Here is a 16,196-nt window from a genome sequence, read left to right as displayed (position 1 = left end):
TCCTATTTGCTTGTGTCTAACTGGCTAGTTGGAGCACTAAGCGCCTGTAATTGGATATTTTGTAGTACTGAATCCAGCTCTTGTTGGCTGGTGATGCCCACGCCTACCTGTGAAACTGCTAAAGCAGATAGGGCGGTTGCGAATTTAATAAGTTCTGGTTTTGGCATCTGTTGCATGTGACCCCAACATAGGCCTGCAACCAATGTGTCACCTGCGCCTACCGTGCTGACTACTTGCATGCGCGGTGGTTGAGCATGTAACCATTCACCTTGGTTTAGCCACATCACGCCTTCAGCGCCAAGTGACACCACGATGTTCTCAATGCCTTTTTCACTTAGGGCTTGGCCCGCGTGTTGGCATTGGTCGCGTGTGGTGAGTTCAGCGTTGAACAGCTGAGACAATTCTTCGTCGTTTGGCTTAATCAACCAAGGTTGTGCATTGATACCGGCTTTGAGTGCCTCACGGCTGCTGTCGAACAACACCTTTTTACCTAGGTCACGCAAGCGTTGTACCCAAGAAGCGCAAAGCTCTGGCGATACACCTTGTGGCAAGCTGCCTGCAATGACGAAGTAATCGTGCGTTTCAGCAAGCTCTAACAAGGTTTCTTCAAACGCTTTAATCGCGTCAGCGTCAACAGGTACACCTGGGAAGTTGATGTCGCTTACTTGGCCTGAATTCTCAACCAGTTTTACGTTGATACGAGTCGCGCCGTCGACACGGATGAAGCGATCCGTTGCGCCTATCTGTTCAAACAGTTGGCAGAACGCTTCTTCGTTATTGCGACCAAGGAAGCCAGTCACGGTCACTTTTGCGCCAAGCTCTGAAAGTACTTTTGCTACGTTAACGCCTTTGCCAGCAGCATGCAGAGAACCTTTGTTTACTAAGCTTACTGAGCCCACGTTCAGTGCGTCGATAGCACCTGTTAGGTCTAGAGCAGGGTTAAGCGTTACGGTAACGGCTTTGATTTGTTTATCAGACATATCGATTCCTTAACCTTCGCCAAGGCCTGAAGCGATAGCTTTGCCAATCGATTCAAGTGCTTGTGCTGCGTCTTCACCTTCAGCAACAAACTGAAGCTGGTGGCCGTGTTTGACGCCAAGTGCGATGACTTTCATCAAGCTTTTCGCGTTCACTTCTTTTCCGTCGCCATCTAGGTTTGAAACGCGGATAGTTGATTCGAATTTCTTCGCTTCAGCCACTAGCATTGCACCCGGACGAGCGTGCAGACCGTGTGCGTTTTTGATTTTGAATACTGCGCAGTTGTCATCGTCTTGAGAAGCTGTAGAAACCGCTTCACCTTTTAGAAGGCCAATTACTTGCGCTGCGTCAGCGGTTAACAGTTGTTGCTGTTTACCTTCGAAAACCATCTTGCTTAGGTTTGCTAGAATCGATTGGTGTGCGCTGTTGCAAGCTGCAAATGCCACCAATGCTTTCACTGGTGTGCCTTCGAATTCACAATGGTTCGCTGTTGAAACGAAAGATACGCCAGTGCGAGTTACGCCTTTATCGCTGCCCAACAACCACAGGCCTTGGCCTAGGTGAGTCGGTGTTTTTGTTACTAGGTCAGCAACGAATGCGTTGTCTGTGCAACCTGTGTTCTTAAGTAGCCCGCCTGCAACAGCAGACATTTGAATCATGTCGCTTGCAGGGAACAGTAGTTGAACCAAAGAAGCGTCTAGGTCGGCTTCTAGCTGAACTTCGCCGTTAAGTAGGGCGATGATTTCGTCTTCTGATTTCGCTTGCTTTAATTTCTCTTCAACACCGTCAGCCGCTAGAACTTTGGTCAGTTGCTTAAGAATGCCTAAGTGCTCGTCAGATTTAGCTGCAATACCAATCGCAACGTAAACACGGTTGCCGTCTGCCCAATCAATACCTTCAGGGAAGTGGTGTACCGCAACGCCTGTCTCTTTCACTAGGCCACGAGTATCCGTCGTTCCGTGAGGAATCGCGATGCCGTTACCTAGGAACGTAGAGTTCTGGTTTTCACGGTTCAGCATTCCTTCAACGTAGCCAGAGTCAACTAAGCCTTTCGCGGTCAGGTCGCCAGCAATGTTTTGGATTGCTTTGAATTTGTCTTCGGCAGATTGGCCTAGAGTGATGTCAGATTTTGATAATTTAAGCATGGTGCCTCTTTAGCGTATCGCTTGAGAATTTGTGTATCGCTACGATTCAGTCTAGAACAATATTTTCTCGTTGCTTTGCTCTTTGTTCGACGTTGGCTGAATCGATTCAGCATTCAGTGTAAAAAAATTCAGCAAAGCCGATTTTGGTTTTCAAAATAGTTTTGCTGCGTGTCGTAATTTCAGTTTCGTTAATAACGAGAAGTTGAATCACAACAAATGACGCTTAATCCATACAAAAGGATGATTGAAGTCACTTTTCAGATTTTGCTGAATCCTTTCAGCTTTCATACTGAATCGATTCAGCCTATAATTCAACTAATCCGAGGATCAGATCATTGGTTATATGATCCTACGCACAAAATACAGGTCACCCATATGACACTTGATGAAATTGCTAAATTGGCTGGAGTATCGAAAACCACGGCCAGTTATGTGATCAACGGCAAGGCGCAGAAATACAGAATCAGCGAGAAGACTCAGCAGAAAGTCATGGCGGTTGTGGAAGAGTTCAACTACCGTCCAGACCATGCAGCGTCGTCGTTGCGTGCTGGTAATAGCCGTTCATTTGGTTTGATTATTCCGGATTTGGAAAACAGCAGTTACGCGCGTTTAGCAAAACTGATAGAGCAGAACTCACGTAAAGTGGGCTACCAGATTTTGATTGGTTGTTCTGATGATGACGCTGAAACCGAACGTAAAGTTGCGGAAGCCTTGGTGAGTCGTCGTATCGATGCTTTGCTGGTTGCGAGTTCCATGCCAGACGCCAATGAGTTCTACTTAAAGTTGCAAAACTCAGGAACGCCTGTGATCGCAATTGACCGTCCGTTAGATGACGAGCACTTTGCTTGCGTACTCAGTGAAGATTTTGAAGCTGCGTTTGAACTGACGCATTCGATTCTCGATGACAGTATTGATAGTGTTGGTTTGATAGGTGCATTGCCAGATCTAAACATATCACGTGAACGCCAGTTGGGTTTCGAAGCGGCAAACAAAGCGTATGGTCAACAAATCGGACTGTCAGAAGACAAACCTACCGTTGTGGGTTACGGCGCGCATTTTGACAGAGAATCTGGGCGTGAGATTTTTGAGGGTTGGATTGCCAAAGGCACGGTGCCCGATGCAATTGTTACCATGTCTTACACCTTGTTAGAAGGTGTGCTGGATGTGATGGTCGAAAAGCCAGAACTGGTTAATCAAGTGAAGTTGGCGACCTTTGGTGATAACCGACTGCTCGACTTCTTGCCTTTCAAAGTCCACTCACTGCCCCAGCAGTTTGAAGTGATTGCCGATAGTGCCTTTGCTTTGGCGTTAAATGCATCGGCTAAGCGTTACCAAGCGGGTATTGAACTCGTACCAAGAAGCTTAGTGAAACGAGGCTAGCTCGAGCTTTTCGGTTAGCTAGAAGCCTCGCGTTTAGCTCGAACTTGGGTTTTTAATCCGCACTTGGTTTTAACTCGAACCTGTAATTAACTAGAACTCAGCAATAAGCCCATTTCTACAATGGCAACAATGCCGAGCAACAAAGCCAACACTTTCCAAAACTGGATCGGGTTTCGGTTTATCAAAGGTTGCTTGGCTTTGCTTTTGACCAAGCTTTGGTTTGGTGTGTAAAGGTCTGCCACAAAATCTCCCAACACTTGATGACGTTCGCTTGGCGATTCCGAGCAGGCTTTCTGTAACACCAAATCCACCCAGCTTGGTAAGTCAGCTCGTTTCTGGGTGATGGGTTGGTATTTCCACTGATGATGACGAGATTGCTTAAGCGATTGTGCGGTCATTTCAGAGTAGGGCAATTCACCGGTTAGCATCTCATAGCCGATCACAGCGATAGAGAACAGATCAGAGCTGGTGGTCGCGCTGTTGTGCTTGATGGTCTCGGGTGCAATGTAATTGACCGCACCTAATGGAGTGTCGTCTTTGTCTGCGAGCTCTCCCTCTTCAAGTCCTCTGACTAATACAGCGCCAAGGTCGATGATTTTTATCTCACCATCATGTTGAAGCATAATGTTCTCGGGCTTTAAGTCTCGGTGCACCATGTCTGCGCGTTGTAATACTCGAATACCTTGTGTGATCTTTTCTAGTATGTCGCGTACTTCATTGAGTGACGGTTTTGGATTGTCGTACATCCATTGTCTTAGCGTGACCCCCTCAACCAATTCGCAAATTTGATATAGGAATTGAGAATGCTCTGGCGTTGGGTAGACCTTCATGACTTTCTTGTTATTCAGCAAGATGCCCGCCCACTGTTCGTTGAAGAAAGCCCTTAGCTGAGCTGGGTCGTCATGGTATTGAACCGAAGGCACTTTGAGTACGAATTCAGTTTGTGTCTCTTTCTGCATCACGCGATACACATGGCTTCGAGTGCCTGCATACAACACCTCAAGTACCATAAAGTTGTCGATACTTTGCCCGAGCTTTAACGCGGGTGGGATGGCTCGTTTAGCCAGTTTTTCATGGAACTCAATGAGCGAAGGTTTAGGTAGATGGCTGACTTGCACAATCAAACAGCTCACGTTGTCTGAGCTATTGTGGCTTAAAGCAGTGTTACAGATGGTTTGTGCAGCGTATTCGAAATCCGCTCCAGGCTTATCGATGTGTTCATTGAATGTGTTGGGGGAGACAAATTCATGCACACCATCCGAAGTGAGGATAAAGCAGTCGTTTTTCTTGATAGGCAGGGTTTGATAGTCAACGTTGAGTTGGTTGTCCATGCCTAAGGCGCGTGTTAAGTAATGCTTCTGCCCCATATTTTTACGGGTGTGGTCGCGGGTCAGTTGTCGTAATTCTCCATCTCTTAGTAAGTAAATGCGACTGTCGCCAACGTGGAATATATGCGCGGTGTTCGATTTGAGTATCACGCTGCTGAACGTCGAAACGAGAGCATTGTGGTTAACTTGTTGTGCGGGATGAATATTAGAAACAGACGTGTTGAAGAGCCAAGAATTGAGGGACGTTAAGACTTTCTGTGCTGAGCGCTGAATGCTCCAGCTATTTGGCGTGGCGTAATAGTCGTCGATAAACTGCATCACGCTGGTGTGGCTGGCTTTCTGGCCGTGTTCACTGCAACTGGCACCGTCGGCTATGCAGGCAACACTGCCTTTTAGCTCTTGCTCTGTGCGAGTTTTCGGGTGTTTTACAATGATGGCGTCTTGGTTTTCATCACGTATGCCTTTATTCGAATAACCACCAAACTTGAGTGTGAGCTGGTTGTTTGACTCCGGCGTGACGACTTGCCCTTGGCTGAATGAAATTGTCATAAGTGGTCTTCTTCTTAACTGGCTGTCTTCTCATTTGCTTGAGAGCACATCTGAGGAAGAACAAAAGCCCTAGTGAACCTAGAGCCTTTGAACGCAGCACCGAAGTGGTGAAACACACCTTGGTACCACTCCCGATTCAATAATATCAATGCTTCATCGTACTGAGACTAGTTTGAAACATTGATAAGAGTGACACTGCCGTCGTCGTTTACTTCGGCAATTTGACCGTTAGGCTCTTCCATGAACAGTAGAGTAACGAAGCCTAGTACCGCTGTTCCTGCAATCACTAAGAAGAACGTTTGGTAGCTCACAAATGACAACACAGTTAGGTAAACCACCGCACCCACGTTACCGTAAGCACCAGTCATACCTGCAATTTGACCTGTCATACGACGTTTAATCAGAGGTACTGTTGCAAACACCGCACCTTCACCGGCTTGTACGAAGAAAGAACACGCCATTGCAGCAACAACCGCTAGCCATACTGGCCATGTACTGTCTACTTGACCCATTGCAAAGTAACCCACAGCAAGGCCAATCGTCAGAATAAGCAGTGTTGGTTTACGACCGAATTTGTCTGAAATCCAACCGCCACCTGGGCGAGACATTAGGTTCATAAAGGCATAAGCTGATGCAACCATACCCGCAAGAACCGGCGTTAATTCAAAGGTTTCAGAGAAGAACAATGGCAACATAGAAACTACAGCCAGTTCAGAACCAAATGTCGCGAAATACAACACGTTCAACACAGCAACTTGCTTGAATTTGTATCTGTGAATCTCTGGCACTTCTTCTTTAAATACGTTCTTATTTACCTTCCAAACTTGCGACACTTCGTACACGTAAAGTGCGGCTAAACCTGCGTAAACCGAGTTAACCGCCATGTCAGACAACATGTTGATGTTGCTTGGTGATAGCTTCCATGTCAGTAGCGCTAAAGCGGCATACATCGGGATCTTCATAATGAGTAGGAAGAAAAAGTCACCCTTTGATGTCACTTCCATTGCCGTTACTTGAGCAGGTTTGAAGTAAGTCGAACCTTTTGGTGTATCCGTTACATTTTTGTAGAAGATAAACGAGAAAGCTAAGCTCATAAGGCCAGTAATACCGACCGCATAACGCCAGCCATCTTCACCACCAAATGCTAGAGCGAGAGTTGGAAGTGTAAATGCTGCCGCTGCTGAACCGAAGTTACCCCAGCCGCCGTAAATACCTTCGGCCGTACCCAGTTCATTGTGTGGGAACCACTCAGACACAAGACGAATACCGACCACGAAGCCTGCACCGATGAAGCCTAATAGGAAACGAGCAATCGCCGCTTGAATGAAAGAGTCTGCCATAGCAAACATAAAACAAGGGATTGAACAGACCGCGAGTAGCGAAGAGTAGACCAACCTAGGGCCGTATCGGTCGGTTAACATACCAATCGCGACACGCGCCGGAATGGTCAATGCAACGTTGAGAATAAGGAGTGTTTTTATTTCCTCAGTTGAAAGGCCAAGCGAGGTTTTCACCATTTGCAGTAGTGGGGCAAAGTTGAACCACACGACAAAGGTGATAAAAAAGGCCATCCAACTTAGGTGTAAGGTTTTCATCTTACCCGTAAATGAAAGCAGCGAAAATTTTGTGTTATCCATGGTTTAAATCCTTTAAATCCTTTAAATCTGGAAGATTCCCCGGCTTTAGCTTGTGCGTTACTTCCGAAATTCGAACGCATTAATGTGGCTAAACCCTGTGCCGAAATTGCTTACGCTGATAAAGCGTTTACATGATGATGTCGGCGTTTAGTTAACTGGCAATAGCAAGCGGTGCGAGAACCTGAACCTGTTCTCCTTGCTTGCGAACTTCAAATTTCACGAGCTTGAGTTCAGGTTGTTCAAGGCACGTGCCAGTTTCTAAGTGGTAATGCTGCTTGTATAAGGGCGAGGCTACGTAAGGCTCACCGCTTAATGAACCAATGATACCACGTGACATCACATTCGCCTTGCCAACAGGATCGTAATTAGAGAGCCCATAAAGCGTGTCACTACGCTTGCAGTAAAAAATAGCCACTTGGTTATCGTCTACTTTGGCACAAATACCACCGTTTGGGGTTAGGTCGCGGGTGCTGCATACGGTTGTCCAATTTTCCATGACTTTCTCCTAGTCAAAACATAAAACTAATAATCAATTCAATTAGGGTGATAGCCGACAGCAGTTTTTCTTGGGCTGCGCCACTGTCGACTATCGATATTGGGTTTAGTTGTTACTGATTCACTCACCAGCAATTCAGCTTACGAAACTTCCGTGACTTTGATTTGGTCAGCCTTAGTTCGTTTTTCATCACGTTGTGAATCAGCAGAAGAGCTCAAACTGGGCTTTGGAAAGCGTTGCTCTCGTTCTTTGATGAATGACAGGCTAGTGTCCATTTCTTCGCTGTTGATGTAGTGCTGGAAACGCTTCATCTTTTCAGGGTTTTCTATGGTGGTTTTCCATTCACACTGGTATTTTTCGATGTTGAGGGCGATATCGGCTTCAAGTTCTTCAGCAACATTGAGCTTGTCTTCAATCACGACTTGTTTGAGGTATTCAATGCCGCCTTCAAGGTTTTCCATCCATACCGATGTGCGCTGTAGGCGATCTGCGGTACGTGTGTAGAACATCAGAATGCGGTCGATGTATTGCAGTAGGGTGGTTTCATCAAGGTCGGTAGCGAAAAGGTCACCATGGCGAGGGCGCATACCGCCGTTACCACAGATGTAGAGGTTCCAGCCTTTGTCGGTAGCGATAATGCCAAAGTCTTTCGATTGCGCTTCTGCACATTCACGAGTACAGCCAGAAACCGCAAATTTGATCTTGTGGGGTGAGCGTAAGCCTTTGTAGCGGTTCTCAAGTCGAATCGCTAAACCAACACTGTCGTCGACACCGTATCGACACCAAGTGCTACCGACACACGATTTCACGGTACGTACCGATTTGCCGTAGGCATGGCCAGTTTCAAAACCAGCATCGATCAGCTTTTTCCAGATGATTGGCAGTTCGTTAAGTTGCGCACCAAACAAATCGACACGTTGGCCACCGGTGATCTTGGTGTATAGATCGAACTCTTTTGCGACTTCGCCTAAAACGATTAACTTATCGGGTGTGATTTCTCCGCCAGCAATGCGCGGAACCACAGAGTAGGTGCCGTCTTTTTGCATGTTGCCGAGGTAGATGTCATTGGTGTCTTGCAGTTCGATGTGTTGATCTTCGAGGATGTAATCGTTCCAGTAAGAAGCCAAAATTGAACCGACTGCTGGCTTACACACGGTACAGCCCAATCCGTTTCCGTGAGAATCTAACAATTCATCAAAGGTCTTAATCTTGTTGACTCGAATGATGTCGGTAAGCTCTTGGCGAGAATAGGCAAAGTGCTCACAGATATCGTTAGAGACTTCGACACCCAAGTTACTCAGTTCACTGTCTAAAACTTGTTTAGCAAGCGCAGAACAACCACCACAACCTGTTGAAGCATTGGTTGTTTCTTTCAGTGCCGCCATGGTGGTGCAGCCAGCAGATACGGCGTCCTTGATATCGCCTTTGGTCACATCAAAACATGAACAAATCATGGCGCTATCAGGCAGAGCTTCAACACCCATTGCTGAACCAGAATCATCCGCGACATTAGGTAGAATCAGTACTGATGGGTTTTCAGGAAGAGGCATGTCATTTTGCTTGATTTGCAGTAGCGAACCGTAAGCTTCGGCGTCACCCACCAATACTGCACCAACAATCTTTTTACCATCAGCTGAGATGATAAGGCGCTTGTAAACTTGTTCGATTTCATCGTTATAGGTATACGATTGAGCGCCTTCCGTTTGGCCGTGTACTTCGCCAATACTGGCCACATCAACGCCCAGTAATTTGAGCTTGGTGCTCATGTCGGCACCAGTAAATGAAGCGTCGCTCGTTCCGTCCGATAAGATATGCGCAGCCGCGATTTTCGCCATTGAATAGCCAGGGGCGACTAAGCCGAAGATCTTGTTGTCCCATAGCGCACATTCACCAATCGCATACACGTTGTCGATGTTGGTTTGGCAGTGATCGTTAATCACGATGCCGCCACGTTCACCAATGGCGATATCAGAGCCGCGAGCTAGGGCATCTTGAGGACGAATACCCGCAGAGAACACGATCATATCGGTCTCTAAATGGGTGCCGTCTGCAAAGTTCATTCTGTAGCGAGCTTTCTCTCCCGCGACTATCTCAGAGGTTGCCTTCTTGGTGTGAACTTGAACGCCAAGGTCTTCGATTTTTCTGCGTAAAAGCGCACCGCCACCGTCATCTAATTGCACGGCCATCAGGCGAGGTGCAAATTCCACTACATGGGTTTCTAAGCCAAGGTTTTTGACTGCGTTTGCGGCTTCTAAGCCAAGCAGGCCACCACCAATCACCACGCCCGATTTGCTGCCTTTACTTGAGAGCTCAATGGCGTCTAAATCTTCGATGGTGCGATAAACGTGACAGTGTTCTTGGTCGTTACCGGGAATAGGGGGAACAAAAGGGAATGAACCGGTCGCCAGAATCAAAGTGTCATAACTCTCGGTATGTCCCGATTCAGTCACAACGCACTTATTTTCAGTATCCAGTTGAGCGACCTTCGCGTTGAGAAGGTAATTGACGCCATTGCTTTGGTAATACTCTTCGCTGGTTAATGCCAAGTCATCAGCATTTCCGCGCTTAAAGTAAGCAGTCAGCTGAACTCGGTCGTAGGCCAACCTTGGCTCTTCACTGAAAGTCATGACATCAAACTTATCACTGTCTGACTGCAGGATGTTGTCGATAAATTTGTGTCCAACCATACCGTTACCAACGACGACGATCTTCTTCTTACTCATAATCCATTCCTTATTCTCGGCGTCACCATCACTAGCATCTAATTTCTAGTCGTTAGCAGATGAATACCGGGTTGAGATTCCACTCAATTCATAATTATCAAGAAAAACAAAAATGTTTTTTCTAAGTCTTGGTTTCTAGTGGAGCAAGGAGGGTGCCAGATTACATATCATCAAATTAAATAAAATTTAACTTTTATTTTTCAATGAATTAAAAACATGGGGCGGCACGTGCTTACCCCTAAAGTGGTATGTAATTATTTTGTTAAATTTATATAAATGAGCATTTGTGGTGCAACTTTCAGCAAGATGGTGCAAAAGTTGAGTTTTAGGTTGGCTTAACTTCGATTTAATTTGCTATTGATATGTGAATTAAAAATAAGATTATGTTTTTATTGATTATTTTTTCTGATAATAATCTGGTGATTAAGTGGCGTGTTATTTGCTTTATTTGATTACATACAATTATGGATAATTGAGTGAGAAACGGATGACCGATTCAAACAGTGGCTGGATAAAATCTACATGTGCTTATTGTGGTGTTGGCTGCGGAATAGAAGCGAGGCCGACTTCATTAGGTAAACTTGAAGTGCGCGGTGATAAAGAACACCCGTCGAATTATGGAAAGTTATGTACTAAAGGTATTGCTCTAGGTGAAACCGTAACACCTTTAGGTCGTCTTACTCAGCCGACTCATATTCAGAATCAACAAAAACACGAACTCGTATGGGATGACGCCACTCAATTGGTCGCTGATAGGTTTAACCAAGCCATTGAAGAGTTTGGTCCTGATTCAGTTGCGTTCTATGTCTCTGGCCAACTGTTAACAGAAGACTATTACGTTGCTAATAAGCTGATGAAAGGTTTTATTGGCAGCGGCAACATCGACAGTAACTCAAGGCTTTGCATGGCTTCTAGCGTTGTTGGGCACAAGCGTGCATTTGGTAGCGACACGGTTCCTATTTGTTATGAAGATTTAGAGCAAACCGACTTGGTCGTGATTACTGGCTCAAACTTAGCATGGTGTCATCCGGTTCTTTTCCAAAGGTTAAGAGCGGCTAAGCAAGCGAATCCCAAACTGCAAGTGATCGTCATAGATCCTCGTTATACCGACACATGTGAAATAGCCGATCAACATTTAGCGATTGAATCGGGCTCTGACGTGGCCTTGTTTAACGGGTTACTTTCATACTTAGCAGGAAATGATGCGCTTGATGAAGCCTATATAAGCAAACATACAGAAGGCTTCCAACAAGCGATCGAGTCAGCAAAGAAGTATGTTTACCACTCTGATTCAAACATCAATTCAGAGCAAAGCGTCAGCCAACTGACCGGGTTAACGGAACAAGAGATTGAGTGTTTCTATCGTGCGTTCGCTTCTAGACAAAAAGTCGTCACTATCTATTCTCAGGGCGTGAATCAGTCGAGCCAAGGCTGCGATAAAGTGAATTCCATCATCAATTGCCATTTGGCGACCGGAAAGATTGGTAAAGTCGGCATGGGGCCTTTCTCTGTGACAGGGCAACCCAACGCAATGGGCGGTCGCGAAGTTGGTGGTTTAGCGAATACGCTAGCGGCACACTTTGAGTTTGGGGATGAGGAATCACACCAAACGGTGAGTGACTTTTGGCAAACCGATAACTTAGCAACCAAACCCGGTTTGAAAGCGGTTGATCTGTTTGATGGTATGTTGGATGGCAAGATCAAAGCGGTATGGATTATGGCGACCAACCCAGTCGTTAGCCTTCCAGACAGTGCTAAAGTCAAAGCCGCGCTAGAACAATGCCCATTTGTTGTCGTGTCCGATTGCATTGCCGACACTGAAACCACTCGCTTGGCTGATGTAGTGCTGCCCGCGCAAGGGTGGAGTGAAAAGTCGGGCACCGTGACCAATTCAGAGCGCCGTATATCAAGGCAGCGCCGCATATTACCAAGCCCAGGCGAAGCCAACCCCGATTGGTGGATGATTAAAGAAGTGGCGCAGAAAATGGGTCATCAACATGCCTTTGATTATCGTCATGAAGGGCAAATCTTTGAAGAGTATTGCCAGATGACCAGCCTTGATAATGCAAACGGCAAACTGCGAGACTTGTGTTTGATTGGCTTAACAAACTTAGACGACAAAGGTTACAGCGAACTTAAACCTCAACAGTGGCCAGTATTGAAGCTGCAACAAGACATCGTGAACCAACGAATGTTTACTAATGGCGAGTTTTTTACCGCCTCTGGGAAAGCGCAGTTTGTTGCCGTTGAACACTCGCAGCCTTTAACGACCACTTCTCCAGATTACCCATTGATCATGAACAGCGGTCGAGTGCGCGACCAATGGCACACCATGAGCCGAACGGGGCTTGCTTCATCGCTTGGTGAGCATACGCCAGAGCCATTTTTAGCCATTCACCCTGAAACCGCCAAAAAGTTCGGCTTTGCAACCAGTACCAATCAAACCAACCAAGTGGTTAAGGTCAAGAGTGCCCAAGGTGAATCTCAAGCACGCTTGGTGTTAACGCAAGAGATGCGCAAAGAGCAGGTGTTTATGCCAATCCACTGGAACGGCACCACAGCCAAAAACAGTAAGCCATGCGACCTTATCTTACCCAATACCGATTCCAACTCAGGACAGCCAGAATTCAAGCACACACCCGTGATGATTGAACCATGTGACTATCGCAGTGAAGCGGTACTGATCAGTGACAGTGTGGTGGACTGTGATGAGTTTGATTATTGGGTAAGGCAGAAAGTGGAGGGCGGTTTTCTGTATCGCATCTCATCATCTAAGAACCCAATGGAGTTGGTGATTCAGCTTGCTAATACCCTCGATGCCTTGCCAGAACCTAACGCAGAAGCGATCAAATCACTCCATTACCACGGCAACAAATCATTCAAAAACTACGGCTCTGCCAAGTTGGGTCAGTCTGGCGTAAAGCAAGCCTTCGTAGTGAACAGCAAGCTCGATCATCAAAGTATCGATTGGCTGGTGGAATGCCTAACCCGAGAAGCCGATGAAGAGTTCGAAGCCGAGTTTTTGAGTACCATGGCGAAGTAGAAGACACCTTCGTAATATAGAGCAATAACCCAAGGGTCTATATATTGCGGCTACTCGCCCAAGTTAGAGACTATCTCTAAGCCAATCATATTTATAGCGTAATGCCGACAATCATGTTGGCATTATTTTGGGTACATGACACCCAAGGTGTGGTCGTTCATTGCCATACAGCGACCTAGTCATTCGTTTTCTGCATTTTTCTGATGTTTTATAGATAAAATCTGTATTTAGTCACATCTATTGTGCGAGTTAATCAGTAAGGTACTGTTATTAAATAGTTTATTAGACTCGACCTGATCTGGCTAGATTACTAGACAGAATTGTTTCAGGGACAAAATGTAGAATTTTTCTGTCTAATAACTGTTAGCCGTCATGGAGCTTGCTATACGTAAAGTGATAGAATAGTATCACTATAGTATTCCTTTGGAGTTGCTCTCATGAAAGTCGAATTAGTTACATCACTCAAGCGTCAAGCAACTAAGATCCTAGCCGATCTGCACGACACTAAAGAACCAGTATTAATTACCGAGCACGGTAAACCATCTGCATATTTGATCGATGTTGATGATTACGAGTTTATGCAAAACCGTTTGTCAATTCTTGAGGGTATTGCGCGAGGCGAACGCGCACTAGCTGATGGCAAAGTGGTTAGTCACGAAGCAGCCAAGGACAAAATGTCAAAATGGCTGAAATAATCTGGACTGAGCCAGCGTTATCCGACCTCAATGATATCGCTGAATATATCGCACTTGAAAATGTCGTTTCAGCAAAGCAATTGGTTCAAACGATTTTCTCTAAAGTTGAGCGTCTAGAGAGTTTTCCGGAATCAGGGCGTATTCCACCTGAATTAGAACATTTAAGTTACCGTGAGGTTGTTGTTAATCCATGTCGTGTATTCTATAAACAAGACGCAGACAAAGTATTTATTCTGTTTGTTATGCGTGCCGAAAGAGATTTGCGTAAGTTCCTGTTGAGTAAACAATAACCTTTGAGAATGAGCGGCTAACAAACGCTTTAAGACGGATTCGCAACGCGTGGCATTTTTACCATGCGTTGATTTAAGTGATTAAGGTGGTGTGCGGAAACATCGGTATTGCGTTGCTCACCACTTAAGCGGGCGTTAGTTTGCAAAGGGCAGAAAAGCGTTTGTGGTCTAAGATCCTAGTCTGGTTTTTATGCTTTACACCTGTTCCTTTTCCAATCTCACGAACTTTCCGGTGGCACTGTGTTGGAAGCGTTTGAGGTGCGTTAGTCACTTACTGGTTCTAACATTGTTGCTAATTCGTTAGTGCGTTTTCTTTGTTTTGGGGACTAATTTCGTTAACAGATGGCTTGATCATATTTGGTTGTCAGGTTGGTCGAACGAATCCTTTGCCAGTTAAGGTGCTTCAAACCGTGGTTGTTTGTCGTATGTCGCTTCTTAGCCAAGTGTGTTTTGTTGGTTGAGTTTAAATTCTGAGCTGTCCGTTTTCTTTTGTGTTCAAAGCCAGTAGTTTCATAACTAATTCAGCACCTTGGCGCTAAACTTTGGCTTCATAGCGGTGGCAAACTAACAAAGCGCTTAAGGCAGATTCGCAACGCGTGGCATTTTTACTATGCGTTGATTTATGTGTTTAAGGTGTTATGCGGTGGCTTCGTATTGCGTTGCTCACTACTTAGCTTAGCGTTATGTTTCTACGAGTTCAAAGGATCTGAACAGTGAAAAAATATTTAGAACCTACGGCAACGGAATCTTTAGTTCGGGTTTTAGTGCCTGTATTTGGAGTGTTTGTTGCTTTCTATTTGCTGATGCTGGGAAGCGAAGTTTTAGCTTTAATTTCATTAGTTGTCAGTATTTTTGTTTTTTGGAAGTCAAAGCGAAATTTATTGTTGAAAGATACTAGGTATCCATCGAACGAGATTAACTATAAAAATTGTAAAAAAGCCGCAGTTATTCATGGTTGGGGAACAGCCAGTGATATTGAAATGGTTCGGTTAGAATTTGAGACAGCAGCATCTCTGGGTAGTTGGGGTGAGCTCATTACAATACTGTTCACGTCTTCAGGAATCTATATTAACAGTCGTCCATCACCAACTAAGCGCCCATCGATAGTTACTCTAGGCAAAAACAAACTAAATGAACAAAAGGTTGTAGATATGTTGGAGGGTAGCTCCTTTACATCCGATACATAACAAAGCGTTAAAGCCAGATTCGCAACGCGTGGCATTTTTGGTTTTAATCAGCTTTAGTGTTTACGGCACAATGGTTTAGGTTCAGTGGTGATGTTGCTCACTACTTAACGTGGCGTTATGTTTTAATGGAATTTCAATGACTTAAATTCCTTTGAGTCGTTCTTTGCCCCTTTGGCTATTCGTTGGGAGTAGACTCAGCAAATCACCATTATCGCTCAGTTCTTAAATCTCTCAGCCCGTAAAACATGCCAAGGTTCGTGGGTTGCTTCATTCGAGTTTTCGGGTGGCTTGGTCGTATTGTTTCTCTGGCTCAAAGTCGCTTTGGGCGTATTTCCCAATTAGCCAATAACCTTGGCAGTTGCCTCGGCAAATCGCCATTGTTCTGCGCTGCTTTTGCTAAGAAAGGGTGCTTGTTGAAAGAGTACCGAGTTGCCTCATTAGCAGGGAAGTGGACTTACTCGTCTTGGGTTTGGAGCATCTGCCGGTCAAGTGGGTTCTAGCTTGTGACTTAGTTCAGAAATCTAAGTCTGCATTTCAGTTCTTTGCCAAGTAAATCAACGAATTGTGCTAAAACATAACAAAGCATTTAAGACGGATTCTCAACGCTTGGCAATTTCAGTTTAGGTCAGCTTCAGTGCTAAATGTGGCAAGGTTTAAGCTTGGGTGGTCGCGTTGTTCACCACTTAATGCGGCGTTAGTTTGCAAAGGGCAGAAAAGCGTTTGTGGTCTAAAAACCCTGTTCTGT

General features: G+C 45.4%; 11 protein-coding genes. 5 read left to right on the top strand and 6 right to left on the bottom strand.

Features of this window, described 5'->3' with window-relative positions:
* Window positions 1-2: 2 nt before the first annotated feature.
* Window positions 3-980: a 1-phosphofructokinase gene (gene pfkB / locus OCT63_RS11720; protein WP_269983773.1), complete on the bottom strand. Its 978-nt coding sequence runs from the start codon at window positions 978-980 to the stop codon at window positions 3-5.
* 9 nt (window positions 981-989) lie between these two features.
* A complete protein-coding gene (fruB, locus tag OCT63_RS11715) occupies window positions 990-2,123 on the bottom strand; it encodes a fused PTS fructose transporter subunit IIA/HPr protein (protein WP_046223936.1) in 1,134 nt (377 codons plus the stop codon).
* Between the two features lie 375 nt (window positions 2,124-2,498).
* Between fruB and cra the strand changes: the two genes are divergently transcribed.
* Window positions 2,499-3,503: a catabolite repressor/activator gene (gene cra, locus OCT63_RS11710; protein ID WP_017058510.1), complete on the top strand. Its 1,005-nt coding sequence runs from the start codon at window positions 2,499-2,501 to the stop codon at window positions 3,501-3,503.
* 86 nt (window positions 3,504-3,589) lie between these two features.
* On the opposite strand, the gene OCT63_RS11705 is transcribed toward cra, so the two are convergent.
* From OCT63_RS11705 to nirB, 4 genes are all read right to left on the bottom strand, one after another.
* Window positions 3,590-5,380 (bottom strand): bifunctional protein-serine/threonine kinase/phosphatase, encoded by a 1,791-nt coding sequence (locus OCT63_RS11705; RefSeq protein ID WP_269983772.1) that lies wholly within the window; start codon window positions 5,378-5,380, stop codon window positions 3,590-3,592.
* A gap of 167 nt (window positions 5,381-5,547) precedes the next feature.
* On the bottom strand, window positions 5,548-7,017 hold the full coding sequence (locus OCT63_RS11700; protein WP_102518059.1) for a NarK family nitrate/nitrite MFS transporter: 1,470 nt from the start codon (window positions 7,015-7,017) through the stop codon (window positions 5,548-5,550).
* Between the two features lie 151 nt (window positions 7,018-7,168).
* Window positions 7,169-7,513, bottom strand: coding sequence for a nitrite reductase small subunit NirD (nirD, locus tag OCT63_RS11695; protein WP_017096320.1), 345 nt, complete (start codon window positions 7,511-7,513; stop codon window positions 7,169-7,171).
* A 140-nt stretch (window positions 7,514-7,653) separates the two neighbouring features.
* Window positions 7,654-10,236 carry a nitrite reductase large subunit NirB gene (gene nirB, locus OCT63_RS11690; protein WP_269983771.1) on the bottom strand — a complete coding sequence of 861 codons (2,583 nt, stop codon included), beginning with the start codon at window positions 10,234-10,236 and terminating at the stop codon, window positions 7,654-7,656.
* 487 nt (window positions 10,237-10,723) lie between these two features.
* On the opposite strand from nirB, the gene OCT63_RS11685 reads away from it, so the two are divergent.
* From OCT63_RS11685 to OCT63_RS11665, 4 genes are all read left to right on the top strand, one after another.
* The gene (locus OCT63_RS11685; RefSeq protein ID WP_161688539.1) at window positions 10,724-13,279 is read left to right on the top strand and encodes a molybdopterin oxidoreductase family protein; all 2,556 of its coding nucleotides are present in this window, start codon (window positions 10,724-10,726) and stop codon (window positions 13,277-13,279) included.
* Window positions 13,280-13,716: 437 nt separating this feature from the next.
* Window positions 13,717-13,974 (top strand): type II toxin-antitoxin system Phd/YefM family antitoxin, encoded by a 258-nt coding sequence (locus tag OCT63_RS11680; protein ID WP_269983770.1) that lies wholly within the window; start codon window positions 13,717-13,719, stop codon window positions 13,972-13,974.
* Window positions 13,962-14,264, top strand: a complete 303-nt coding sequence (locus OCT63_RS11675) for a type II toxin-antitoxin system RelE/ParE family toxin (RefSeq protein ID WP_261889232.1) — start codon at window positions 13,962-13,964, stop codon at window positions 14,262-14,264. The genes OCT63_RS11680 and OCT63_RS11675 overlap by 13 nt, the downstream gene beginning before the upstream one ends.
* Window positions 14,265-14,977: 713 nt before the next feature.
* Window positions 14,978-15,451 (top strand): hypothetical protein, encoded by a 474-nt coding sequence (locus tag OCT63_RS11665; RefSeq protein ID WP_161675326.1) that lies wholly within the window; start codon window positions 14,978-14,980, stop codon window positions 15,449-15,451.
* Window positions 15,452-16,196 lie beyond the last annotated feature (745 nt).

The organism is Vibrio sp. RW (assembly GCF_027587105.1).
Taxonomy (GTDB): domain Bacteria; phylum Pseudomonadota; class Gammaproteobacteria; order Enterobacterales; family Vibrionaceae; genus Vibrio; species Vibrio toranzoniae.
This window is presented reverse-complemented; position numbering and strand designations above follow the sequence as displayed.

Excerpts from the sequence above, each read along its gene's own strand:
- pfkB (WP_269983773.1), bottom strand. The coding sequence starts at position 980 with ATGTCTGATAAACAAATCAAAGCCGTTACCGTAACGCTTAACCCTGCT.
- fruB (WP_046223936.1), bottom strand. The coding sequence starts at position 2,123 with ATGCTTAAATTATCAAAATCTGACATCACTCTAGGCCAATCTGCCGAA.
- cra (WP_017058510.1), top strand. The coding sequence starts at position 2,499 with ATGACACTTGATGAAATTGCTAAATTGGCTGGAGTATCGAAAACCACG.
- OCT63_RS11705 (WP_269983772.1), bottom strand. The coding sequence starts at position 5,380 with ATGACAATTTCATTCAGCCAAGGGCAAGTCGTCACGCCGGAGTCAAAC.
- OCT63_RS11700 (WP_102518059.1), bottom strand. The coding sequence starts at position 7,017 with ATGGATAACACAAAATTTTCGCTGCTTTCATTTACGGGTAAGATGAAA.
- nirD (WP_017096320.1), bottom strand. The coding sequence starts at position 7,513 with ATGGAAAATTGGACAACCGTATGCAGCACCCGCGACCTAACCCCAAAC.
- nirB (WP_269983771.1), bottom strand. The coding sequence starts at position 10,236 with ATGAGTAAGAAGAAGATCGTCGTCGTTGGTAACGGTATGGTTGGACAC.
- OCT63_RS11685 (WP_161688539.1), top strand. The coding sequence starts at position 10,724 with ATGACCGATTCAAACAGTGGCTGGATAAAATCTACATGTGCTTATTGT.
- OCT63_RS11680 (WP_269983770.1), top strand. The coding sequence starts at position 13,717 with ATGAAAGTCGAATTAGTTACATCACTCAAGCGTCAAGCAACTAAGATC.
- OCT63_RS11675 (WP_261889232.1), top strand. The coding sequence starts at position 13,962 with ATGGCTGAAATAATCTGGACTGAGCCAGCGTTATCCGACCTCAATGAT.